The organism is Geodermatophilus nigrescens, assembly GCF_900129495.1.
Lineage (GTDB): Bacteria > Actinomycetota > Actinomycetes > Mycobacteriales > Geodermatophilaceae > Geodermatophilus > Geodermatophilus nigrescens.
In genome coordinates, this window is sequence record NZ_FQVX01000002.1 from 72,136 (window position 1) to 95,186 (window position 23,051).

General features: G+C 74.8%; 23 protein-coding genes. 20 read left to right on the forward strand and 3 right to left on the reverse strand.

Going from position 1 to position 23,051, the window contains the following annotated elements:
- Positions 1-73 precede the first annotated feature (73 nt).
- The 6 genes from BUE37_RS07885 (at position 74) to BUE37_RS07910 (ending at position 4,792) form a co-directional block, all read left to right on the forward strand.
- Positions 74-1,675 (forward strand): GAF domain-containing sensor histidine kinase, encoded by a 1,602-nt coding sequence (locus BUE37_RS07885; RefSeq protein ID WP_073419699.1) that lies wholly within the window; start codon positions 74-76, stop codon positions 1,673-1,675.
- Entirely contained in the window at positions 1,672-2,334 is a 663-nt protein-coding gene (locus BUE37_RS07890) for a response regulator (RefSeq protein ID WP_073419700.1), read from the forward strand. The genes BUE37_RS07885 and BUE37_RS07890 overlap by 4 nt, the downstream gene beginning before the upstream one ends.
- Positions 2,335-2,511: 177 nt before the next feature.
- The gene (locus tag BUE37_RS07895; protein WP_073419701.1) at positions 2,512-3,243 is read left to right on the forward strand and encodes an alpha/beta fold hydrolase; all 732 of its coding nucleotides are present in this window, start codon (positions 2,512-2,514) and stop codon (positions 3,241-3,243) included.
- A gap of 1 nt (position 3,244) precedes the next feature.
- Positions 3,245-3,523: a muconolactone Delta-isomerase family protein gene (locus BUE37_RS07900; RefSeq protein WP_073419702.1), complete on the forward strand. Its 279-nt coding sequence runs from the start codon at positions 3,245-3,247 to the stop codon at positions 3,521-3,523.
- Positions 3,524-3,573: 50 nt separating this feature from the next.
- On the forward strand, positions 3,574-3,942 hold the full coding sequence (gene ligA / locus BUE37_RS07905) for a protocatechuate 4,5-dioxygenase subunit alpha (protein WP_073419703.1): 369 nt from the start codon (positions 3,574-3,576) through the stop codon (positions 3,940-3,942).
- Positions 3,935-4,792, forward strand: a complete 858-nt coding sequence (locus tag BUE37_RS07910; protein ID WP_073419704.1) for a class III extradiol dioxygenase family protein — start codon at positions 3,935-3,937, stop codon at positions 4,790-4,792. The genes ligA and BUE37_RS07910 overlap by 8 nt, the downstream gene beginning before the upstream one ends.
- Positions 4,793-4,859: 67 nt before the next feature.
- Here BUE37_RS07910 and BUE37_RS07915 read toward each other — a convergent pair whose 3' ends face one another.
- Complete coding sequence (locus tag BUE37_RS07915) at positions 4,860-6,218, reverse strand: aminomethyltransferase family protein (protein ID WP_073419705.1); 1,359 nt, start codon at positions 6,216-6,218, stop codon at positions 4,860-4,862.
- 287 nt (positions 6,219-6,505) lie between these two features.
- On the reverse strand, positions 6,506-7,906 hold the full coding sequence (gene ligM / locus BUE37_RS07920; RefSeq protein WP_073419706.1) for a vanillate/3-O-methylgallate O-demethylase: 1,401 nt from the start codon (positions 7,904-7,906) through the stop codon (positions 6,506-6,508).
- Between the two features lie 349 nt (positions 7,907-8,255).
- Here ligM and BUE37_RS07925 point away from each other — a divergent pair, with 349 nt between their 5' ends.
- The 13 genes from BUE37_RS07925 to BUE37_RS07985 all read left to right on the forward strand — a co-directional run bounded on the left by BUE37_RS07925 (position 8,256) and on the right by BUE37_RS07985 (position 20,525).
- On the forward strand, positions 8,256-9,476 hold the full coding sequence (locus BUE37_RS07925; protein ID WP_175562816.1) for an MFS transporter: 1,221 nt from the start codon (positions 8,256-8,258) through the stop codon (positions 9,474-9,476).
- Positions 9,477-9,665: 189 nt separating this feature from the next.
- Positions 9,666-10,424 (forward strand): ABC transporter ATP-binding protein, encoded by a 759-nt coding sequence (locus BUE37_RS07930; RefSeq protein ID WP_245794435.1) that lies wholly within the window; start codon positions 9,666-9,668, stop codon positions 10,422-10,424.
- Positions 10,411-11,121: an ABC transporter ATP-binding protein gene (locus tag BUE37_RS07935; RefSeq protein WP_073419709.1), complete on the forward strand. Its 711-nt coding sequence runs from the start codon at positions 10,411-10,413 to the stop codon at positions 11,119-11,121. The genes BUE37_RS07930 and BUE37_RS07935 overlap by 14 nt, the downstream gene beginning before the upstream one ends.
- 1 nt (position 11,122) lies before the next feature.
- Positions 11,123-12,004, forward strand: a complete 882-nt coding sequence (locus tag BUE37_RS07940; RefSeq protein WP_073419710.1) for a branched-chain amino acid ABC transporter permease — start codon at positions 11,123-11,125, stop codon at positions 12,002-12,004.
- Entirely contained in the window at positions 12,004-13,110 is a 1,107-nt protein-coding gene (locus tag BUE37_RS07945) for a branched-chain amino acid ABC transporter permease (RefSeq protein ID WP_073420637.1), read from the forward strand. The genes BUE37_RS07940 and BUE37_RS07945 overlap by 1 nt, the downstream gene beginning before the upstream one ends.
- A complete protein-coding gene (locus tag BUE37_RS07950) occupies positions 13,107-14,369 on the forward strand; it encodes an ABC transporter substrate-binding protein (protein WP_073419711.1) in 1,263 nt (420 codons plus the stop codon). The genes BUE37_RS07945 and BUE37_RS07950 overlap by 4 nt, the downstream gene beginning before the upstream one ends.
- A gap of 148 nt (positions 14,370-14,517) precedes the next feature.
- On the forward strand, positions 14,518-15,195 hold the full coding sequence (locus tag BUE37_RS07955; protein ID WP_073419712.1) for a GntR family transcriptional regulator: 678 nt from the start codon (positions 14,518-14,520) through the stop codon (positions 15,193-15,195).
- Positions 15,196-15,285: 90 nt separating this feature from the next.
- Positions 15,286-15,939, forward strand: a complete 654-nt coding sequence (locus BUE37_RS07960; protein ID WP_083628632.1) for a GntR family transcriptional regulator — start codon at positions 15,286-15,288, stop codon at positions 15,937-15,939.
- Positions 15,936-16,649 (forward strand): 4-carboxy-4-hydroxy-2-oxoadipate aldolase/oxaloacetate decarboxylase, encoded by a 714-nt coding sequence (locus tag BUE37_RS07965; RefSeq protein ID WP_073419714.1) that lies wholly within the window; start codon positions 15,936-15,938, stop codon positions 16,647-16,649. Before BUE37_RS07960 ends, BUE37_RS07965 begins: the two co-directional genes overlap by 4 nt.
- Positions 16,646-17,740, forward strand: coding sequence for a 4-oxalomesaconate tautomerase (locus BUE37_RS07970; RefSeq protein WP_245794437.1), 1,095 nt, complete (start codon positions 16,646-16,648; stop codon positions 17,738-17,740). The genes BUE37_RS07965 and BUE37_RS07970 overlap by 4 nt, the downstream gene beginning before the upstream one ends.
- Positions 17,741-17,767: 27 nt before the next feature.
- Positions 17,768-18,718, forward strand: coding sequence for a VOC family protein (locus BUE37_RS07975; protein WP_073419715.1), 951 nt, complete (start codon positions 17,768-17,770; stop codon positions 18,716-18,718).
- Positions 18,715-19,497 (forward strand): DUF1932 domain-containing protein, encoded by a 783-nt coding sequence (locus tag BUE37_RS07980; RefSeq protein WP_073419716.1) that lies wholly within the window; start codon positions 18,715-18,717, stop codon positions 19,495-19,497. The genes BUE37_RS07975 and BUE37_RS07980 overlap by 4 nt, the downstream gene beginning before the upstream one ends.
- Complete coding sequence (locus BUE37_RS07985; protein WP_073419717.1) at positions 19,494-20,525, forward strand: amidohydrolase family protein; 1,032 nt, start codon at positions 19,494-19,496, stop codon at positions 20,523-20,525. The genes BUE37_RS07980 and BUE37_RS07985 overlap by 4 nt, the downstream gene beginning before the upstream one ends.
- Before the next feature lie 35 nt (positions 20,526-20,560).
- Here the strand turns inward: BUE37_RS07985 and BUE37_RS07990 are convergent, their stop codons facing one another.
- Complete coding sequence (locus BUE37_RS07990) at positions 20,561-21,190, reverse strand: putative quinol monooxygenase (protein ID WP_245794439.1); 630 nt, start codon at positions 21,188-21,190, stop codon at positions 20,561-20,563.
- Positions 21,191-21,429: 239 nt separating this feature from the next.
- Between BUE37_RS07990 and BUE37_RS07995 the strand changes: the two genes are divergently transcribed.
- A complete protein-coding gene (locus BUE37_RS07995) occupies positions 21,430-23,007 on the forward strand; it encodes a tannase/feruloyl esterase family alpha/beta hydrolase (RefSeq protein ID WP_073419718.1) in 1,578 nt (525 codons plus the stop codon).
- Positions 23,008-23,051: the final 44 nt, after the last annotated feature.

A 23,051-nucleotide genomic window follows, 5' to 3' on the forward strand; every position in this document is an offset into this window, starting at 1 on the left:
GGCGTGTCAGCATTCCCCCGTGGTGAGCCGCGTCACGGACGGCCCGGGAGGTGCGGCCGGGGAGGAGCGACACGTGCGACGAGGAGGACCGGCCGCGCCCGGCACGGTCACCTCCGCGGAGGAGCTGGTGCGGCGCGCCCCCGACGGCCTCGCGGTGGTCGACGGCCGGGCCCGCTTCGTGGAGGCCAACCCCGCGGCGGTGCTGCTGTGCGGGCTGGACCCCGACGCCGTCGCCGGCTCCCCGTCGCCGTTCCCGGTGCCGGACGACCCCGCCGCCGCCCGGCCGGGGGAGCTGACCGTGGCCTGGGAGCCCGGGCCCGGGCAGCGGCGCGAGTTCGCCTACGTGCTCGCCCCGGTGCCCGGGGAGGACCGCTGGGTCGTCTCCTTCCGGGACGTGACCCTGAGCCGGCTGCGGGAGCGGCGCCTCGCGGCCATCGCCAAGGCGGCGTCGAGCGTGGCGTCCAAGCGCTCGCTGGTGGGCACCCTCGAGGCGCTCGCGCAGGAGGTGGCGGGCACCGACGCGCTCGCCGGCGTCCAGGTCCTCACCGTCAACTCCTCCGGCGACCGGCTGCACGTCATGGGCGCCGCGGGCTTCGGGCGGGCGGCCGACTTCTTCGACCGGCTCATGGAGTGCCACGCCCTGGGCGCCGAGCTCAAGATGCTCGAGGCGCTGCGCCGGCGCGAGCCGCTCGTGGTGCCCGACCGGTACGAGCAGACGATGCGGGACCCGGCCTGGGCGCCCCTGCACGAGCTGCTGCGCCACCCGCGCTGGGACTGGTTCGTCAGCGTGCCGCTGCTCGCCCGCGGGGAGCCGGTGGGCATCCTCAACGCCTTCTACGCGCCGGGGCAGGTGGTCGGCGACACCGAGCTGGAGTTCCTGCTGGCGATGGCCGAGCAGGCGGCGATGGCCGTCGACCACGCCGCGCAGCGCCAGCGCGAGCGCGACGTCGCCCGCCGGGAGGAGCGCCAGAAGCTCGCCCGCGACCTGCACGACTCGGTGGTGCAGCAGGTCTTCTCGATGATGATGCAGGCCCGCTCGCTCGGGGTGCTGGTGGAGCGGGGGCTGCCGCCCACGCCGGACCGGGTGGCCCAGGTGGCCGACGACCTCAGCACGAGCGCCGAGGCCGTGCTGGCCGACCTCCGGGGCATGGTCGTGGAGCTGCGGCCGGCGGCCACCACCGGCGACGGCCTGCACTCGGCGCTGCAGTCGCTGGTCGACACCACGACCGCCCGCACCGGGGTGGCCGTGGCGCTCGACGTGCACGACCCCGACGACGAGCTGTCCGCGCAGGACGGCGACCTCCTGGAGGACGTCTACCGGGTGCTCGCCGAGGCGCTGCACAACAGCGTCAAGCACGCCGACGCCTCGACGATCACCGTCCGGCTGGTGGTCGGCCCCCGCGGCCGCCGGCGGCGGCTGGTCGCCGACGTGACCGACGACGGCCGGGGGATGACCGACGCGGACGCCGCCGGCGGCGCCGCCGTGCCGACCGGCGCGGGCGACTCCGCGTCGAGCGGCTACGGCATGACGGTCATGCGCGAGCGCGCGGACCGGTGGGGCGGCGCCGTCCGGGTGCGCCGCCCCGCGGCCGGGGGCACGACCGTGCGGCTGACCCTGCCCCTGCGGACCTCGCTGCCCGCGTCGCCGGCCGGCGACCGTACGGTCGCCCCGTGACCGCGCCGCACCCCATCCGCGTCCTCGTCGTCGACGACCACGCCGTCGTGCGCCGCGGCGTGGTGGCCTACCTCGAGGCGCTCGAGGACGTCGAGGTCGCCGCCGAGGCCGGCGACGGGCAGGAGGCGCTCGACCAGCTGGCCCGCGCCGCGGCGCACGGCGAGCTGCCGCACGTCGTCCTCATGGACCTGCAGATGCCGGGCATGGACGGCGTGACCGCGACCGGCGAGGTGCTGCGCCGGTTCCCCGAGCTCAAGGTCGTGATCCTGACCAGCTTCGGGGAGACCGAGCGCGTGCACGCGGCCCTGGAGAGCGGCGCCTCGGGCTACCTGCTCAAGGACGCCGGGCCGGCCGAGGTCGACGCGGCGCTGCGCGCGGCCGTCCGCGACGAGGTGTTCCTCGACGCCGCGGTCACCCGCCGGCTCACCCAGGAGATGCGGGCGCCCCGCAGCGGCCTCGGGGCGCTCACCTCGCGGGAGAAGGAGGTGCTCGTCCTCGTGGCCGAGGGCCGGTCCAACAAGGACATCGCCCGGCACCTGGTGATCAGCGAGCGGACCGCGCGCACGCACGTCAGCCACCTGCTCACCAAGATGGGCCTCACCTCCCGCACCCAGGCCGCGCTGCTCGCGGTGAAGGAGGGCCTCGTCCAGCCGCGCTGAGTCCAGCCGCGCTGAGGGGGCACCGGGACGGATGACGTAGCGCGCACCCGCCGCGGCGGTGGCGCGGCCGTGACATCGGACGGATCCGTCCCGGCCCCCGGGTGCCTAGCGTGGGGTGCCGCCGGGACGCGGCAGGGGACATCCGGCCCCCGGACGACCTCGACGAGGAGGGGCAGCGTGGCCACGTTCGTGCTCGTCCACGGCGCCTGGCACGGCGGCTGGTGCTGGGACCGGGTGGCCCGCCCGCTGCGCGCGGCCGGCCACGAGGTGCACGCCCCCACGCTGACCGGGCTGTCGGAGCGGGCGCACCTGCTCTCCCCGCTCGTGGGCCTGGAGACGCACGTGGAGGACGTCGTCCGGCTGATCGACGTGCTCGGGCTGACCAACGTCGTCCTCGTCGGGCACAGCTACGCCGGCCAGGTCGTCACCGCGGTCGCCGACCGCCGGCCGGACGCCGTCGCGCGGCGCGTCCACCTCGACGCCTTCGTGGGCGCCGACGGCGAGGCCGCCCGCGACCTGCTCCCGGAGACGGTCGAGCACCACTGGGCGCAGTCGGCCGCCGAGCAGGGCTTCGGCTGGCTGGTGCCGGTCCGGAAGCTGTCGGTGCTCGGCGTGACCGAGCAGGCCGACGTCGACTGGCTCACCCCCCGGCTCACCCCGCACCCGTGGAAGACCTACACCGACCCGCTGCGGCTCACCGGCGCGGCCGACGCCGTGCCCGCGGCCTTCGTCGAGTGCACCGACTGGATGCGTGTCTTCGCCGCCCAGGCCGACCGCGCCCGCGCGCTCGGGTGGCCGGTGCACGAGATCGCGACCGGCCACGAGGCGATGGTGACCGCGCCCGGCGAGCTGGCGGCGGTGCTCACGGAGATCGCCGGCAGCGTGCCGGGCGGCAGCGGAGGAGGCTGACGTGGAGTTCCTGGTCCGGTCGGAGAACCGGCTGCCGGCCGACACCCCGGCGCAGCGGCGGGAGGAGCTGCGGGCGGGGGAGCGCGCCCGCGCGATGGAGCTGCGCGCCGCCGGCGTCCTCAAGCGGCTGTGGCGGGTCCCCGGGCGCAACGCGACCATCGGCCTGTACGAGGCCGAGGACCCGGCGGCCCTGCACGACGCGCTCATGTCGCTGCCGATGGCCCCGTGGCTCGACGTCTCCGTCGAGGCGCTGGCCACCCACCCCCAGGAGCGGACGTGACGCAGGCGCCCGCGACGCGGGCACCGGTACGGGAGAGAGGAACGACGGCCATGGGCACCACCGCCGGCCCGGGACGCCGGGACCTGCCGGGGACGCCGGTCTTCGACGGCGACAGCAGCCGGCGGGGACTGCGCATGAACCGGCTGTTCATGAGCCTGCGCCACGCCGAGGCGCGGGAGCGGTTCGCCGCCGACGAGGCCGCCTACTGCCGGGAGTTCGGCCTGAGCGCCGAGCAGGAGCGGGCCGTGCTCGACCGCGACTGGCAGGCGATGATCGACCTCGGCGGCAGCATCTTCTACGTCTACAAGCTGGCGATGATCGACGGCCTGTCGATGCAGTACCTCGGTGGGGTGTTCACCGGCATGGGCGAGGAGGACTTCCTCGCCGCGATGCGCGCGGGAGGCCGCCGCGATGGCTGAGGTGATCTGGGGCCTGGCGACCTCGCACGTGCCCTCGATCGGCGCCGCGATGGACCGCGGGAAGACCGACGACCCGAACTGGAAGGCGCTCTTCGACGGGTACGCCCCGGCGCGCGCCTGGCTGGCCGAGCACCGGCCCGACGTCGCGATCGTCGTCTACAACGACCACGCCAACGGCATCGACCTCGACTTCGTGCCGACGTTCGGGCTGGGCACCGCCGAGCGCTACGAGGTCGCCGACGAGGGCTTCGGTCGGCGCCCGGTCCCCGACGTCGTCGGGCACCCCGAGCTGTCGCTGCACCTGGTGGAGAGCCTGGTCGACGAGGAGTTCGACCTCACCGTCTTCCAGGAGCTGCAGGTCGACCACGGCTTCACCGTGCCGCTGTCGGTGTGGACCCCCGACCCGGGCGACGCCTGGCCCTGCCCGGTGGTGCCGCTGCTGGTCAACGTCATCCAGTACCCGCAGCCGACGGCGGCCCGCTGCTACGCGCTCGGCCAGGCGCTCGGGCGGGCCATCCGCAGCTTCCCCGAGGACCTCACGGTCGGCGTCCTCGGCACCGGCGGGATGTCCCACCAGCTGGCCGGCGCCCGGGCGGGGTTCATCAACCCCGAGTTCGACGCGCTGTGGATGCAGGCGATCGAGACCGACCCGGCGCGGCTGGCGGCCATGTCCCGGGAGGAGCTCATCCGGCAGGCGGGCTCCGAGGGCATCGAGCTGATCATGTGGCTGGTCATGCGCGGGGCGATGGACGAACAGATCACGAAGGTCCACTCGGACTACTTCGTGCCGGCGTCCAACACCGCGGCCGGCATCGCGCTGTTCGAGAACCGGGCGCCGCGGCCGGCCTGACCGCCGCGCCCCTGACACGCGGAGGCCCCCCGGGACGACGTCCCGGGGGGCCTCCGCGCGTGTGCCGTCAGCGCGACCGGTAGGTGTCCCGCGCGTCGTACGGGCACGGGGCCACCGTCGCGCGGATCTCGACCTGCACGTGGTCCTCGACCGCGGGCTTCGCCGACACCGGCCGCTCGCCCCAGACGACGACGACCTCGGTGCCCGGCTCGGCGAGCGCGGTGTCGACGGTGGCCAGGGAGACCATCTCGCGCTCGTTGGCGAGGTAACCGCAGTCCAGCGAGATGCCGACTCGCTGCCCGTCCTTGAGCACCACGTCCTCGTGGTGGGTGGCGTAGCGGGCCTTGGGCATCTCGATGTACTTGGCGCCGGGCCCGGGCCGGTAGAGCGAGCCGACCGCCGCGGTGACGTCCTCGGCGTCCCAGACCAGCGTCACCTTCGTGCGCGGCGGGGCCGCCTCCGCCAGGCGCTCGAGGGCCTCGCGGCCGACGAAGTCGTGGTCGAACTTGACGGTCTTGCCGTAGCCGACGTCGTAGGGCGTCAGGTAGTAGTCGGCGATGTCGGGGGAGTCGAGGCTGCCGCCGAGGGAGCCCACGCTCGTGACGGGGAGCCAATCGCGGTACTCGGCGAGCAGCGGGTCGTCGCCGAAGACGGCCGGCAGCGGGGCGGGGACCCAGCCCGAGCCGAGGTTGGCGGTGGAGTAGGCCTTCGACCCGACCCGGACGAGCCCGTGGTCCTCCCCGGCGCGCAGCAGGGCGTCGAGGACGGCCTCGCCGTCCTCCCAGGGGCCGAAGAGCTCGAAGCCGGGCTGGCCGGCCATGCCGTGCCGCAGGCCGTGGACGCGCCGGCCGGCAACGGTGAACTCGGTCATCGAGAAGAAGCGCACCTCCGGCACCGTGGTGCCGAGCACCGCCTCCATCAGGGCGGGGGCGGTCGGGCCCTGCAGCTCGTAGCGGTAGAACCGCGGCGGGCCGGACCGGCGCACGATCGAGTTGTCGTCCCGCTCGACCTTCGCGTCGTAGCCGCCGCGCTCGACGTGGAAGGTGACCCAGTCGATGACCATCGGGTGGCCCACGAGGTCGAACAGCTCCTCCTCGAGGTGGAAGAGGATGGCGTCGCCGATGAGGTGGCCGTCGGGGGCGACGGCGACGAACTGCTTGGCCCGGCCGACGCCGAAGTTCGCGAACGTGTTGACGGCGAGGTCGCTGAGCAGCCGCAGCGCGTCGGGGCCCTCGATGAACAGGTCGGTCATGTGGTGCGACTGGTCGAGCAGCGCGCAGGTCTCCAGCCAGGACCGCTGCTCGGACCGCCAGTTGGTGAACTCCGGCCGGACCGGGAAGGTGCTCGGCGGGAAGGCCAGGTTGCGCAGCAGCTCGACCGGGCTGCCGGCGCGGGCGAGCGCCGCGGCCAGACTCTCGGTGGACATGACGGGGGACCCTCTCGTCGCGGGACGGCAGGAATGCTCCTGCCCGGGGTGCCGCGGAGCCTCTCCGGCCCACCTCCTGCGGCGCAGCCCACGCTAGGGAGCGCGGGTGTGCAGCGGATCACTCCGATGACGCTGTCCGGCGTCCACCCCGGCCCGTCCGCGCCGCGACATGTGACGTAGCCGTCACCCCACCCTGCCTCGCCTCGCCCTGCCGGGGTCCGGAGACGGCCGTGGCCGGGTGACGACGGGATCGTCACCCGGCCACGCCGGTCGGTGCGGGGTGCGGGTCAGGCGCGCCCGCTGGTGCGCCAGCCGCCCTGGTAGGTCTCCCGGGCCATCTTCGCGTAGGGGACCGGGCTGACGATGGCGCGCACCTCGAACTGCTCGTGCGGCTCGACGGTGGTCTTGCGGCTGCCGCCGTCGGGCTCGCCCCAGACCACGCGGACCTCGGCGCCGTGCGGGACGTCCGGGCTGACGGTCGCCAGCGACAGGCCCTTCTTCTCGTTGGCCGAGATGCCGGTGAACATCGAGACCCCGAGGACGGTGCCGTCCGCGTCGAGGACGGAGTCGAAGTTCGACGACCCGTAGTTGGCGTTGGGCAGGTCGAAGAACTGGTAGCGGGCGTCCTCCACCTGGTTGGCGAGGAGCTTGGCCAGGTCCTCGGAGTTCCACTCGAGGGTGACCTTGCGGCGCTGCGCGTCCTTGTCCAGGGCCTCGAGGGCGTCCCGGCCGACGAAGTCGTGGTCGAACTTGACGAAGGAGCCGTACCCGAGCTCCCACGGGTTGGTGTAGTAGTCCTCGATGTCGGAGGACACGAAGCTGCCCGCGATGGCGTTCGTCGCCTCGTAGCTGTCGGCCCCGAGCCACTCGCGGTAGGGGCGCAGCTCCTCGCCGGTGTAGATCGCCGGGAGCGGCGAGGGGATCCAGCCCGACTCGAGGGTGTTGGTCGAGTAGGCGCGCGAGCCCACCGGCTCCATGCCGAACTCGCGGCCGGCCTCGAGGATGGCCTCCCGGACCCGGTCGTAGCTCTCGTACGGGCCCCAGATCTCCAGGCCCGGCGCGCCGGCCATGCCGTGGCGCAGCGTGCGCACCGTCTCGCCGGCGATCGTCATCGTGCTCATGCGGAAGAACTTGAGCTGCTCGACGGTGCCGCCGTTCAGCTTCTCGATGATCGGCCAGGCGTTGGGCCCCTGGATCTGGAAGCGCCAGAGGTCGCGGGTGACGGCCTTGCCGTAGGGCCGCGACGGCGACCGCGGGTCGTTGCGGATCTCGACGTCGTAGCCGCCGGTCTCCCCACGGAACTGCAGCCAGTTCGCGCCCGGCGCGCGGCCGACGTAGACGAACTCCTCCTCGGCCAGGTGGAAGAGGATGCCGTCGCCGATGACGTTGCCGGCGGGCGTCACGGGCACGAACTGCTTGGCCATGTCCACCGGGAAGTTGGCCACGCTGTTGATGCCGCTGTCGGAGATCAGCTTGAGCGCGTCCGGGCCGCGCATGAACAGGTTGAACATGTGGTGCGACTGGTCGAAGAGCACGGCGGTCTCCTGCCACGCCTTCTGCTCCCGCCGCCAGTTGGTGAACTCGGAGGGGACGACCGGGTAGATGTAGGCCCCCAGCTGGGAGTTGCGCAGCAGGCCCACGGTGTCGCCGCTCTGGTCCAGGAGCTCCTGGAGGTTCTTCGCAGTCATCTCGGTCCGTTCTCGTCGGTTGTTCCTGCCGCGGGCCGGCGGAGGGCCGGGCCGTGCCCGGTGTCCCCGCGGGCGCCCCTGGACGCGCGGGACCGCGGTCCCGGCACCGTCGCGGGTCGAGCCTAGGCCGCCTGCTGTGGCCCAGCACACAGTCATCCGTCACCCGGCCCCGGCCGATCCGGCGGGAGCGTCGTGCGTCGGATGGCCGGGGGCCCGCGTCATTTGACGTACCCGCCCGCGCGTCGGTGCCCCCGGCCCGGCGCGGGCGCGGGTGGTGGGTGAGGCTGGCGCGGGTCCGGACCGCAGCGGGACCGGACCGGAGGGGACCGGCCCGTGGAGGGAGCAGCCCGTGACGCGTCGGCCGCTCGGCCGCCGGGAGCCGCCGGGAGCCGCTCCCGGTCCCGGCCGGACCTCCTGGGCCGCCGTGGCGGCCCTGCTCGGGGCCGGGGTGGTCGCCGCCGCGCAGATCGGCGGGGCGGCGGCCGCGCTGCCGGTGCTCACGGACTCCTTCGGGCTCGGGCCCGGCACCGCGGCCTGGTACCTGTCGACGGTCAGCGCGCTCGGGGCCGCGGGCGGGGCGCTGCTCGGGTGGCTCGGCCAGGGCCTGGGCTTCGGCCGGCAGGTCCGGCTCGGCCTCGCGGCGATCGTCGCCGCGGACCTCGGCGGCGCGCTGGTCGACTCGCTGGCGGGGCTGATGGTGGCCCGGGTGGGGGAGGGCCTGGGGCTGGTCCTGGTCATCCTGGCCGCGCCGCCGCTGCTCGCGGAGGTGGCCGCGCCCGGGCAGCGGCGCCTCGTGGCCGGCACGTGGGGCGCGTACATGCCCGTCGGGTCGGGCCTGGCCGCCCTGCTCGTGCCCGTCGCGATCGGGCTGGTCGGCTGGCGGGGGGCGTCGGTGGCCGACGGGTGCGTCGCGGCGGTCGCGCTCGCGGTGGTCGCCCGCTGGGTGCCGTCGGTCGGGGAGCGCCGGCGGCCGTCGTCCGCGGGGCTGCTCGGTGCCCTGCGCTCGCCGACCGTGGTGCTCACCGCGGCGGTCTTCGCCCTCTACGCGGCCCAGTACCTCGCCGTGGTCGGGCTGTTCCCGGCGGCGCTCGTCGCCGACGCCGGGTTCTCGGTCGCCGACGCCGGGTGGGTGGGCGCGCTGGTCTTCCTCGTCAACGCGCCCGCCAACGTCCTCGGCGCCTACCTGCTGCACCGGGGCGTGCCGCTGCGGTGGGTGGTCGCCGGCGGGTGCGCGGGCATGGCGCTGGCCGTGTGGGGGGTGCTCGACCCGGGGCTGCCGGTGGGCGTGCGGATCGCCGCGGCGGTCGCCTTCTCCGGGGTCTCCGGGGTGGTCCCGGCCGCGCTGTTCGCCGGGCTCGCGGCGGTGTCGGGGGGCACCCGGTCCGCCGGCGCCGCCATCGGCCTGGTGACCCAGGGGTCCGCGGTGGGGCAGCTGCTGGGGCCGCCGCTGGTGGTCGCGGTGGGGGCGGGCCTGGGCTCCGGCGCGCCGCAGGCGGCGGTGCTCGTGGGCGTGTCCGGCCTGGTCGCGACCGGCGCGTCCCTGCTGCCGCGGGGCCCGCGGGCGACCTGAGCGCGGGGTCGCGCGGGGTCGCGTGCGCCCGCGGGAGGGGCCGGGCCGGCGCGACACGACCGTGGACACGACCTTCAGATCAGATCGTTGACAATCCCCCGAGGCCGTCCGTACGTTGCGGCGCACGCACCGGAGCAACACCCAATGGCGGGAGATGCGGGTATGGCGGGTGGGCTGACGCTGCAGGACGTGAGCCTGCGGTTCGGCGGTGTCACGGTGCTCCAGGACGTGGGCTTCGCGGTCGAGCCGGGCCAGATCCTCGGGCTCGTCGGGCCCAACGGCGCGGGCAAGACGTCGCTGTTCAACTGCATCAGCGGGCACTACCGGCCGACGTCGGGGCGGGTGCTCATCGACGGCGCCGAGGTGCAGGGCGCGCGCCCGGCCACGCTGGCCAAGCACGGCCTGGCCCGCACGTTCCAGCACCCCGCGCTGCAGCTGCGCGCGACGGTGCTGGAGAACGTGCTGCTGGGGGCGCACACGCGGCTGCCCGGCGGGGCGCTGGAGTGGGCCTTCCGCACGCCGCGCACCCGGCGGGCCGAGCGGGAGCTGCGCGCGGAGGCCCTCGCGCTGCTCGAGCGCAACGGCCTCGGCTGGGCGGCGCACCTGCCGGCCGACGAGCTCTCGCACGGCCTGCACAAGGGCGTGGAGCTGTGCCGGGCGCTGCTGATGCGGCCGAGCCTGCTGCTCCTCGACGAGCCGGCCGCCGGCCTCTCGCACGGCGAGGTCGAGCAGCTCATCACCACCGTCCGTCGGCTGCGCACCGACGACGACATCACCGTCGTGGTCGTCGAGCACCACATGGGTCTCATCGCCGCGCTCACCGACCGCGTCGTCGTCCTCGACCACGGCGCGAAGCTCATGGAGGGCACGGCCGCCGAGGCGCAGTCCGACCCCCGCGTGATCGAGGCCTACATCGGGAAGGACGCCGCCGCCGATGACGCTGCTTGAGCTCGAGGGGGTCACCGCGGCCTACGGCCCGGTGCAGGTGCTCGAGGACGTCTCGCTGACCGTCCCGGACGGCGGCGCCGTGGGCATCCTCGGCGCCAACGGCGCCGGCAAGACCACCACGCTGCGCGCGATCAGCGGCACCGTCCGCGCCGGCGGGCGGATCGTCTTCGACGGCCGCGACGTCCGCGGCCTGCGCCCCGACCAGGTCGCCGCCCTCGGCATCGCGCACGTGCCCGAGGGGCGCGGCACGCTCGGCGACCTCACGGTCCGGGAGAACCTCCGGGTCGGCGCCTACCTCCGCAAGGACGCCAAGGGCGTCGAGCGCGACATCGACTACTGCCTCGACCTGTTCCCCAACCTGCAGGCGCGGATCCGGTCGAACGCCTCCGCCCTGTCCGGCGGCGAGCAGCAGATGCTGGCAGTCGGTCGGGCGATCATGTCCAAGCCGCGGCTGATGCTGCTCGACGAGGCGTCCCTGGGGCTGGCACCCAGCACCGCGAAGACCGTCTACGACGCGATCCGGCGCCTGCGCGTGGAGTCCGGCATCGCGATGCTCGTGGTCGAGCAGAACGCCAACCTCGCCTTCACCCTCGTCGACACCGCCGCGGTGCTCGAGACCGGGCGGACCGTCCTCACGGGCACGTCCGCCGAGCTCAAGGGCATGGACGAGATCCGTCGCGCCTACCTGGGAGGCTGACATGGAGAAGTTCGTCCAGCTCGTCGTCGACGGCCTGTCGACCGGCTCGGTGTACGCCGCGCTCGCGCTGGCCATCGTGCTCGTCCACTCCGCGACCGGCCTGATCAACTTCGCGCAGGGCGGCCTGGCCGTCCTGGCCGCGTACGTGGCCTGGGTGCTCACCAACCAGGGGCTCCCGGTGGGCCTCGCGATCGTCGCGGCGATCCTGGTCTCGTTCGTGCTGGGCGCGGTGGTGGAGCGCTACCTCATCCGGCGCTTCGAGCGCGGTGACCCCGACACCGCCGTGGTCGTCACGATCGGCCTGCTCACCCTGGTCACCGGCGTCGCCGGCTGGATCTGGGGCTACAACAACCAGCAGTTCCCCTCGCTGTTCCCCCTCGACACGGTGTCGCTGCTGGGCGTCTCGGTGAGCATCCGCTCCCTCGGCACGACCGCGGTGATCGTCGTGGCGATGGTGCTGCTGCAGGTCCTCTTCGTCCGCACGAAGATCGGCCTCGCGCTGCGGGCGGTCGCGATCAACCCGCAGTCGGCGGCCTTCAGCGGCCTCCCGGTCGGCCGGCTGCTCATGGTCGGCTGGGGGCTCGCGGCGGCGCTCGGCGCGGTCGCCGGCACCCTCGTGGCGCCCCAGCTCACGCTGACGCCCGGCATGCTCGACAACGCCCTGGTCTACGCGCTGGCCGCCGTCATCCTGGGCGGTCTCACGAGCCCGGTCGGCGTCGTCGTCGCGGCGTGGATCATCGGCGTCCTCGAGAACCTCGCCGCGGTCTACGTCGGCTTCATCGGCTTCGACCTCAAGGTCGCCGTGCCGTTCATCCTGATCTTCGTCGTCCTCCTCGTCCGACCCCAGGGCCTGTTCGGCCGGAAGACCGTGGTGCGTGTGTGATGGCCCGAGTCCTGGACACCCCGACCCCCTCCACCCCGCCCCCGCCGGCGCGGTCCCTCCGGCAGACGCCGTGGGTGCGCTGGGGAGCACCGCTGCTGCTGGTCGCCGCGCTCGCCGTGCTGCCCCTGGTGGGCACGGAGTCGTTCAACGACACGCTGGCGCGCATCGGGGTCTTCGCCGTGGCCGTGCTCGGGCTCAACGTGGTCATGGGCTACACCGGCCAGGTCTCGCTGGGGCAGATCTTCTTCCTCGGCCTCGGCGCCTACGTCACCGCCTACGGGGTCCAGCAGGGCTGGAACGTCGTCCTCGTCTTCGTGCTCGCCTGCCTGCTCCCCGCGGTCGCCGGCCTGCTCGTGGCGCTGGCCGCCGCCCGCCTGGGCGGCCTGGCCATCGCGATGGTCACGATCGCCCTGCCCATCGTCGGCGTGCCCCTGGCCAAGCGGCTCAGCGAGTTCACCGGCGGCTCGCAGGGCCTGTCCGCGCGCTTCACCGACGCGCCCGAGGGCAGCGGTCTCTACGACGACCAGTTCCAGCTGTACCTGGTGCTCGGCATCGGCGGCGTGGTGTTCCTGCTGACCGCCTGCCTGGTCCGCGGCAAGTACGGCCGGGCCTTCGCCATCGTCAAGGACAACGAGAACGTGGCGTCGTCCATGGGGATCTCGCCCTACCGGTACAAGGTGCTCGCCTTCACCATCGCGTCGCTCATCGGCGGGGTCAGCGGGTTCCTGTACATGGTCGTCGTCCAGTACACGTCGCCGGAGACCATGAGCTTCGGGCACTCGATCGAGCTGCTCGTCGCGATGGTCATCGGCGGCGCCGGCAGCATCGCCGGGTCGCTGCTCGGCGGCGTGTTCTACGTCGTCGTCCCGGACCTCACCAACGCCGTCGACCCCAGCCTGACGTCGCTGCTGCAGGGCGCGCTCCTGCTGCTGGTGCTGTTCCTGCTCCCCGGTGGCCTCGTGTCGCTGCCCCGTGCGCTCGCGCGCCGGCTGCGGCGCTCTCCCGCCGGCCGCGGCTCCGCCGCGCCACCGACCCCTCCGTCGTCGACCCCCGGGTCGGCCACCGCGGCGGAGCGACCCCAGACAGAGAGGCAAGGGCACGCATGAACGGACACGTCCGGTCGCGGAGGACGCTCGGCATCGCCGTGGCGTCGGCGCTCGCGGTCACGCTCAGCGCCTGTGGCGGTGCCACCGACGCCGGTCGCGGTGGCGACACCGCCGAGGGGGCGCCCAGCCCGGGGATCACCGACGACTCGGTGACGCTCGGCATCACCACCCCGCTCAGCGGCTCGACGGCCGGCCCGGGCACCTGCACGGTCGCCGGCGTCCGGGCCTACTTCGGCATGCGCAACGCGGAGGGCGGGATCGAGTTCGGCGACGGGCAGACCCGCACGGTCGAGATCGAGGCGCTCGACGACACCTACGACCCGCAGCAGGCGGCGGCGAATTACGACCAGCTCAAGAACGAGGTCTTCGCGATGACCGCGGGGCTGGGCACGCCGACCAACCGCGCCTGGCGCGACGCGGCGATCGCCGACGAGGTGCCGCAGGCGCTGATCATGACCGGCGACCCGATCTTCAGCGACACCGAGCAGAGCCCCTGGCAGCTGGGCTTCGTGCCGATCTACCAGAACGAGGGCGAGGCGTTCGGCGAGCTGCTGGCCGCCTCCGGGCAGCAGCACCGGGTCGCGATCCTGTCCCAGAACGACGACTACGGCGAGGGCTACGTCGAGGGCTTCAAGGCCGCCGTCGAGGGCGCGGACAACATCGAGATCGTCGACGAGCTCACCTACGAGGCGACCGACACCTCGGTCGACGCGCAGATCACCGAGCTGGCCAACAGCGGCGCGGACGTCATCTTCAACGCCATGTCGCTCGTGCCGCTCGTGGTCGGCGCGCTGCAGAAGGCGCAGCAGCTCGGCTGGACGCCGAGCTGGTTCCTGCCCTCGAACACCTCCAGCCCCGGCGCGGTCCTCGAGCCCGGCGGCGGCGGGGCGTTCCCCGGCATCTACTCGGTGTCCTTCGCCAAGGCGCCGGCCAGCCCGGCCTTCGCCGAGGACGAGGACGTGCAGACCTACCTGTCGGCCCTCGCGGAGTACGGCGACTACCCGGAGCCCCCGGCGTTCCCGCACTGCCAGTGGAGCTGGATGGTCGGTGCCACCCTCGAGCAGGCCTTCACGCAGATGGAGGAGCCGACCCGGGACAGCTTCATGGAGGCGCTGCGCGGCATCCAGGGCTACGAGGCGCCGCTGATGCTGCCGGGCACGTCGGTCGACACCACGCAGGACGGGCAGCCCGCGGTGTCCAGCGTCGTGGTGCAGAAGTACAACGGCCGGGGCTACGACACCGTCGAGTCCTTCGGCTGAGCCCGGCATGACGAGCGGGGGCGGTCCGGGTCGACCCGGGCCGCCCCCGCGCGCGTCGGGTACCCGGCGTGACCCTCCCGGGGGATCCCGGCGCCCGGGACCCCCGGGGCGCTCGACCCGCGCTCCGGCCGCTGCCTACGGTGACCGGATGCCCCAGGGGACCGGTGAGGGTGCGCGCCTGCTGACCGGCGTGCAGGCCCGGCGCACCGCCGAGCGGCGCCTGCGCGAGGAGATCACCCGGGGGGTCGTCGTCCCCGGGCAGCGGCTGGTCGAGCCCGAGCTCGGCGAGCGCTACGGCGTCACCCGCAACAGCGCCCGGCTGGCGCTGGACGCCCTGATCGCCGAGGGCCTGGTGGAGCGCATCCCCAACCGGGGGGCGCGGGTCCGGGTGATGTCCGGCGCCGAGGCGGTCGCCGTGCTGGAGTGCCGCCAGGTCCTCGACGGGCTGCTCGCGGCGAAGGCCGCCGAGCACGCCACCGGCGCCCAGGTCGAGCGCCTGCGCGCAACGCTCGAGCGCCTGCGGCGGGCCGTCGCCGACCACGAGCTGCTGGAGTGCTGGGACCTTCTCCAGGAGCACCACCGGCTGGTCGCCGACGCGGCCCGCCAGCCCCTCGCCTCCTCGCTCGTCGCCCGCCTGCAGGGGCGCGTGGCGCGCTCGCAGTTCCAGCTCCTGCTGCGCCCCGGGCGGGCGCAGCAGGCCCTCGCGGAGCTGGCCGACGTCGTCGACGCCGTCGCCGGCGGCCGCCCCGCCGACGCCGACCGGGCCGCCCGGGCGCACGTGCAGAGCGGCATCGACGCCCTCGCCGCGGAGTCCCCGGAGGGCTGACGCCGGGCCCGCGGAGGACCCGCGCGGACGTCGGACCGGATCGCTCACAGGATCGTTGGCAATCCTGCGGACGTGGGCTACCGTGCCGCCATGGTGTCCGGCGCGCAGGAGACGGCCGAGCGCGCCCTGCGCCTCGCCATCGCGCGCGGGGACATGCCGCCCGGCTACCGGCTGGTCGAGGCCGAGCTGGTCTCGCGCACCGGGGTGAGCCGCGGCGCCGTCCGGCTGGCGATCGACGCGCTGGTCGCCGAGGGCCTGGTCGAGCGCATCCCCAACCGCGGGGCGCGGGTGCGGGTGGTCACCACCGAGGAGGCCGTCGCGATCACCGAGGTGCGGCTGCCGCTGGAGGCGCTGCTCGCCCGCAAGGCGGCCGAGCGGGTCACCGACGCCGAGATCGGGCGGCTGCGCGCCCACCTGGAGACGATGACCGACGCCGTCGGCTCCGGCGACGTCCGGAAGTACTCCGAGCTCATCCAGCAGCTCTACGCCATGGTCGGCGAGGTCGCGCGGCACCCCATCGCCGCGGACCTGGTCGGCCGCCTGCAGGCCCAGCTCGTCCGCCACCAGTTCCGCCTGTCGCTGCGCCCCGGCCGGCCCCGCGTGAGCCTCGCCGGCTTCACCGAGCTCGTGGAGGCGCTCACCGCGCGGGACCCGGCACGCGCCGAGGCCGCCGTCGCCACCCACCTGCGCGGGGTGATCGCGGCGCTCTCCGAACCGACCCCCGACCTGGGAGGACCCGCATGAGGACCGTCGTCGTCACCGACCCGCCGCGCGCCGACGCGGCCGACGCCGAGACGCTCGGGGGGTTCGGCGTCGCCACCGTGCACGAGGCGCTGGGGCGGGTCGGCTACCTCGGCCCGCAGTTCCGCCCGGCCTGGGCCGGGGCGCGCATCGGCGGCACCGCCGTCACGGTGCTGTGCTGGCCCGGGGACAACCTGATGATCCACGTCGCCGTGGAGCAGTGCCGGCCCGGCGACGTGCTCGTCGTCGCCACCGCCTCGCCCTCCAGCGACGGCCTGTTCGGCGAGCTGTTCGCCACGGCGCTGGCCCACCGAGGGGTCCGCGGGGTCGTGCTGGGCAGCGGGGTGCGCGACGTCGCCGAGCTCCGGGGGATGGGCTTCCCCGCCTGGTCGACCGCGGTGAGCGCGCAGGGGTCGGTGAAGGCCACCGCCGGGGCGGTCAACGTGCCGGTCGTCCTGGGCGGCCAGCGGATCTGCCCCGGCGACGTGATGGTGGCCGACGACGACGGCGTGATGGTCGTGCCGCGCGCCGACGTGCCGCGCGCGCTCACCGCGTCCCGGGCGCGCGCCGAGAAGGAGGAGGCCACCCGCGAGGCCTTCCGCCGGGGCGAGCTCGGGCTCGACCGCTACGGCCTGCGGGGCAAGCTCCCCGCCTTCGGCATCGAGTACGTCAGCCACGCCGACGAGCACGCCGAGGAGGCGGGGGAGCGGTGAGCCACGGCGGCACGAGCTACGACGACACCGGCGTCCGAACCACGATGCTGCGGTCCGGCACGTCCCGCGGCCTCTACCTCGAGGCCCGCGACCTGCCCGCCGACCCGGCCGAGCGCGACGACCTCCTGCTGCGCCTCATGGGCACCCCCGACCCCCGGCAGATCGACGGCCTGGGCGGGTCGACCACGCTGACCAGCAAGGTCGCCGTCGTCTCGCCGTCGGAGGACCCGGAGGTCGACGTCGACTACCTGTTCCTGCAGCTCGGCGTCGACGAGGCCACCGTCAGCGACCGGCAGAACTGCGGCAACATCCTGGCCGGCGTCGGGCCGTTCGCCGTCGAGCGCGGGCTGGTGCCCGCCGCCGGCGAGGAGACCAGCGTGCGGATCCGGATGGTCAACTCCGGCAGCGTCGCCGTCGCCACCTTCCCCACGCCCGGCGGGCGGGTCGAGTACCGCGGGAACGTCGAGATCGCCGGGGTGCCCGGGCGGGCCGCCGGGATCGTCCTCGACTTCGCCGACACCGAGGGGTCGGCCACCGGCGCGCTGCTGCCGACCGGGCACGTCCGCGACACGGTCGAGGGCGTCGAGGTCACCTGCGTCGACAACGGCATGCCGGTCGTGCTGGCGCTCGCCTCGTCGTTCGGGCTCACCGGGTACGAGACGCACGAGGAGCTCGCGGCCGACGCCGCGCTGCTCGCCCGGGTCGACGCCTTCCGCCGCAAGGCCGCCGACCTCATGGGCATGGGCGACGTGTCGCAGGCGTCGGTGCCCAAGACGGTGCTGCTCGCCCCGGCCCGCGACGGCGGGCAGGTGAGCACCCGCTCGTTCATCCCGGTGCAGCCGCACACCTCGATCGGCGTCCTCGGCGCGGTCAGCGTCGTCACCGGGATGCTGCTGCCGGGCGCCGTCGGCCACGAGCTCACCGCGGACTGGCCGGCGGGCACCTCGCAGGTCGACGTCGAACACCCGACCGGGCACCTGCTCGTCGACGTCGTCGTCGACACCGCCGCCTCGCCGCCCCGGGTGGTCCGCTCCGGCGTCGTCCGCACCGCCCGCAAGCTCTTCGACGGCACCGCCTTCCCGCGCGCCTGAACCCCTTCGCCCCCAGAGGAGAGTCCCGTGCCGCCGCTCCACGAGATCGCGCACCTGGCCCACGTCGAGCTGCTCACCCACAAGCCGGAGGAGAGCCTCGACTTCTTCGTGCGCTACCTCGGGATGACGGAGAACGGCTCGTCCGGGGACTCGGTGTTCCTGCGCGCGTGGGACGACTACGAGAACACCACGATCAAGCTGACGGCGGCCGCGCAGTCGGGCGTCGGCCGGACGAACTTCCGCGCCGCCACCCCGGAGGCCCTGCAGCGCCGGGTGGCCGCGATCGAGGCGACCGGGCTCGGGAGGGGCTGGCAGGACGGGGACCCCGGCTACGGGCCGGTCTACGTCTTCACCGATCCCGACGGCCACGAGATGGGCGTCTACTACGAGACGGAGTGGTACCGCCCGCAGGGCGACCTCGTGCCCGCGCTCAAGAACCAGGCGCAGGCCTACCCGGGCCGCGGGGTCAGCGTCCGGCGGATCGACCACATCAACTACCTCGGCGTGGACCCGCGGGCGAACCGCGACTTCTTCGTCGACACCCTCGGGGCGATGACCACCGAGCAGATCGTCCTCGACAGCGGCGAGATCGCCGGCACCTGGACCACCTTCACCAACCAGGGCTACAACGCGGTCTGGACGAAGGACCGCACGGGCACCTCCGGCCGGCTGCACCACGTCTCGTTCGCCGTGGACAGCCGGGACGACATCATCCGCGCGGCCGACCTCGCCCTCGAGCACGGCGTCCACATCGAGACCGGGCCGCACAAGCACACGATCCAGCAGAGCTTCTTCCTCTACGTCTGGGAGCCGGCCGGCAACCGGATCGAGCTGGACAACCCGGCCGCCCGCCTCGTGTTCGCCCCCGACTGGGAGCCGGTCGACTGGTCGGAGGCCGAGCGCGCCAAGGGGCAGGCCTGGGGCCTGCAGACCATCTCGACCTTCCACACCCACGGCACGCCCCCGGTCCAGCAGTGACGCGCATCGCCGTCCTGGGCCTCGGGGAGGCGGGCTCGGAGATCGCCCGGGACCTCGTGGCGGCCGGCGCCGACGTGCGCGGCTACGACCCCAAGGGCCTCGCCGTCGACGGCGTCGCCACGCGGGGCAGCGAGGCCGAGGCGGTGGCCGACGCCGACCTGGTGCTCAGCGTGAACAGCTCGCACGACGCCGCGGTCGCCCTGGACAACGCGCTGCCGGCGCTGCGGCCCGGCACGCTGTGGGCCGACCTCAACACCGCGAGCCCGGGACTCAAGGCGGCCCTGGCCGAGCGGGCCGCGCCGGCCGGGGTCGACGTCGTCGACGTGGCGCTCATGTCGCCGGTGCCGGGCAAGGGCCTGCGCACCCCGATGCTGGTGTCGGGGGAGGCGGCCGGCCGCTACGTCGGGCTCGTCACCGGGCTCGGCGCGGACGCCCGGGTGCAGGAGGGCCCGGTCGGCACCGCCATCTCCCGCAAGCTGCTGCGCAGCGTCTTCTACAAGGGCCTGGCCGCCGCCGTCACCGAGGCGCTGCGGGGCGCCGAGGCCGCCGGCTGCGAGGACTGGCTGCGCGGCAACGTCGCCGCCGAGCTGGCCGGGTTCGACGAGCGCACGCTCGACCGGCTGGTCGAGGGCACCCGCGTGCACGCCCGCCGGCGGGCCGACGAGATGGCCGCCGCCACCGAGCAGCTGGAGGAACTGGGGGTGCCGGCGCGCATCGCCCCGGCCGCCCGCGACCTGCTCGTGGAGCTGCGCGACGCCGCCCCGGGAGGGACCGCGTGATCATCGACTGCCACGGCCACTACACGACCGCCCCGGCCGCGCACACCGCCTGGCGCGAGCAGCAGGTGGCGGCCTGGGAGGCCGGGACGACGCCGCCGCCCTACCCGGCGATCAGCGACGACGAGATCCGCGAGACGATCGAGGGCAGCCAGCTGCGGCTGATGGACGAGCGCGGCATCGACGTCACGCTGTTCTCCCCCCGCGCCTCGGCGATGGCCCCGCACGTGGGCGACGCGGCCGTGAGCCTGGAGTGGTCCCGCCGCAGCAACGACCTCGTGCACCGGGTGGCCGCCCTCTACCCGGGCCGCTTCGTCCCGGTCGCCCAGCTGCCCCAGTCGCCCGGGGCGGACCTCACCGCCTCGGTCGCCGAGCTGCGCCGCTGCGTGGAGGAGCTCGGGTTCGTCGGCTGCAACCTCAACCCCGACCCCAGCGGCGGGTCCTGGTCCTCCCCGCCGCTGACCGACCGCAGCTGGTACCCGGTCTACGAGGCGATGGTCGAGCTCGACGTGCCGGCGATGGTGCACGTCTCGGCGTCGGCGACCCCGGTGTTCCACGCGACCGGGGCGTACTACATCAACGCCGACACGACGGCGTTCATGCAGCTCGTGCAGGGCGACCTGTTCGGCGACCTGCCGGACCTGCGGCTGGTGATCCCGCACGGCGGGGGAGCGGTGCCCTACCACTGGGGCCGCTACCGGGGGCTGGCGGACATGCTCGGCCGGCCGCCGGTGGAGACCACCGTGATGACCAACGTCTTCTTCGACACCTGCGTCTACCACCAGCCGGGCATCGACCTGCTGCTCGACGTCGTCGACACCGCCAACGTGCTGTTCGGGTCGGAGATGGTGGGCGCCGTCCGCGGCATCGACCCGCGGACCGGGCACCACTTCGACGACACCCGGCGCTACGTCGAGGCGGCCGCGGCGCGGGGGGCGCTCTCCGGCGAGGCGCGGGCCGCGGTGTTCGAGGGCAACGTGCGGCGGGTCTACCCGCGGCTCGGGCCGGCGCTGGCGGCCGCCGCGCGCTGACCGGAGGGTCCCCGGGCGTCTCCGGACCGCTGGGGTCAGGTCGTCTCGGGGACCCGCAGGTGGGCGACGGCGACGTCGAACTCGGCGGTGTCGAGCACCTCGAGGCCCATCGCCGGGGCGAGGCCCTCGCGGAACTCCCGCGCGCCGTCGGCGGCCGCCTCGGCGTCCTCCCGGCTGCCGTAGGACACCGCGGCCACGGTGAGCCCCTCGTCCCGGCGGACCAGCACGCTCACGCTGCAGAAGCCGGGCAGGTCGTCGAGCTTGGGCATCAGCGACAGCCGGACGGCGTCCACGGCGCGGTCCACGGCGTCCGGCGGCGTGCGGAGCCAGGTGACGCGGGCGCGGGCGCCGTCGCCGGCGTCCAGGACGCGGTGCATGGCCGCGACCTCCCACTCCCGGACCTCCGGCTCCCCACCCAGCAGCGCGGCGGTCCGCTCGGCGAAGGGGCGGACCTCCTCGCGGCTGTCGGCCAGCGCCTGCCCGTCGCGCCACGACGTGGTCACGATGCAGCGGCCGCCCCGCGGGTCGGCGAGGACCGACAGGCCCAGGCACCCGGGCATCCGCTGCACCGCCGGGAGCACCTCGTCGCGGGCGTGCGCGACCGCCGCCGCCACGGACGCCGGGGTCCCGGCGACCTCGGTGGACCGGGCACGGATCTCGGCCACGCGGCCTCCCGTCGGGGTCTCGGGCCGGGGTCTGGCCCGGTCGGGCCGGCGGGGTCCCGGGCGGGTGCCGGCCCGGCCCAGCGTGCCCGCCGCGCCCGCGCCCGGGCAACCGAGTCAATCGTCGCGGCCGGAGCGCGACGGGGAGGGGCTGTGACCCCGGTCACCCGCGCCGAGGATCGGGAGGCCGGCCCGCGTCCCGATCCGTCCGGCGGCCGGCCCGACCCCAGGGGGAACCGCCCATGCGGACACGTCCACGACTCGCCGTCCTCTCGGTGCTGGCGGCCACCGCCGCCGCGGTGCTCGCCGCGCCGACCGCGCAGGCCGCGCCACCACCGCCCGATCCCGGGCCGCTGCTGCCCGTGGCCGACTGCGGGGAGATGGCGGGCTTCACCCGCCCGGGCACGACGGTGACCGCCGTCGAGGAGCACCGCGGCGACGACCGGACGCCGGCGTCGTGCCGGGTCACCCTGCGGGTGGAGGACCCCGAGGACGGCGGCGTGGTGACCGTCTGGGTGGCCCTGCCCGAGGAGACGTGGAACGGCCGGTTCCAGGCCGTCGGCGGCGGGGGCTTCTCCGGCGGCAGCGCCGGCAGCCTCGAGGCGCCGCTGCGCGACGGCTACGCCGCGGCGGCCACCGACGCCGGTCACGTGGGGCCCTCGGGCACCTTCGGCCTGCGCCCCGACGGCACCCCCGACCAGGCCGCCCGCGAGGACTTCGGTCATGAGGGCGTGCACGACATGACCGTCACCGCGAAGGCCGTCGTCGCCGAGTACTACGGGCGCGACCCGGCCTACTCGTACTGGAACGGTTGCTCCACCGGCGGCCGCCAGGGGCTCATGGAGGCGCAGCGGTACCCCGACGACTACGACGGCGTCCTCGCCGGCGCCCCGGTGGTCAACTTCCCGGAGATGCAGACCGGCCAGATCTGGGGCCAGGTCGTCATGCTGCAGGAGGACGCCCCGATCCCCGCGTGCGAGTTCGAGGCCGCCCTGGCCGCCGCGGTCGAGGCCTGCGACACCGTGGGCGACGGCGTGGTCGACGGCGTCATCGGCGACCCGTTCGCCTGCGACTTCGACCTCACCACGCTCATCGGCACGGTGACCCCCTGCGGGACCATCACCGCCGAGGACGTCGCGGTGATGCAGCGCATCCACGAGGGCCCGCGCGGCACCGACGGCCGGTTCCTCTGGTACGGCCTGCCCTACGGCGCCCCCTACGCCGGCCTGCACGACGTCACGCTCGACGAGTCCGGGCGGCTGGTGGGCAACCCGTTCCTCTACGACATCTGGTGGATCCGGTACTTCCTGACCGACGACCCCGATTTCGACTGGCGCACCATCGGCTACGAGGAGTTCGAGGGCCTGTTCGACCTGGCCGTCGAGCGGTACGGCGACATGATGGGCGCGAGCGACCCGGACCTGTCAGCGTTCCGCGACAGCGGCGGGAAGCTGCTGATGTGGCACGGCCTCGCCGACTTCGGGGTCACCGTGCAGGGCACCGTCGACTACCACGAGCGGGTCCTCGAGGAGCTCGGCCCGGGCCACACGCAGCAGTTCGCGCGACTGTTCCTGGCGCCCGGCGTGGGCCACTGCCGCGGTGGGGCCGGCGCCCAGCCGGTCGACCCGTTCGGCGCGCTGGTCGCGTGGGTGGAGGGCGGGCAGGTGCCGCGCACCCTCGACGGCGTGACCGCCGACGGGGCCACCCGCCCGATCTGCGCCTACCCGACGGTGGCGCGGTGGACGGGCCGGGGCGACCCGGCCGACGGCGCCACGTACCGCTGCGTCCCGGCGACGCGCATGGAGCTGCGGCAGCCGTGACGACGACGGCGCAGGCCGGGGACGCGCGTCCCCGGCCTGCGCCG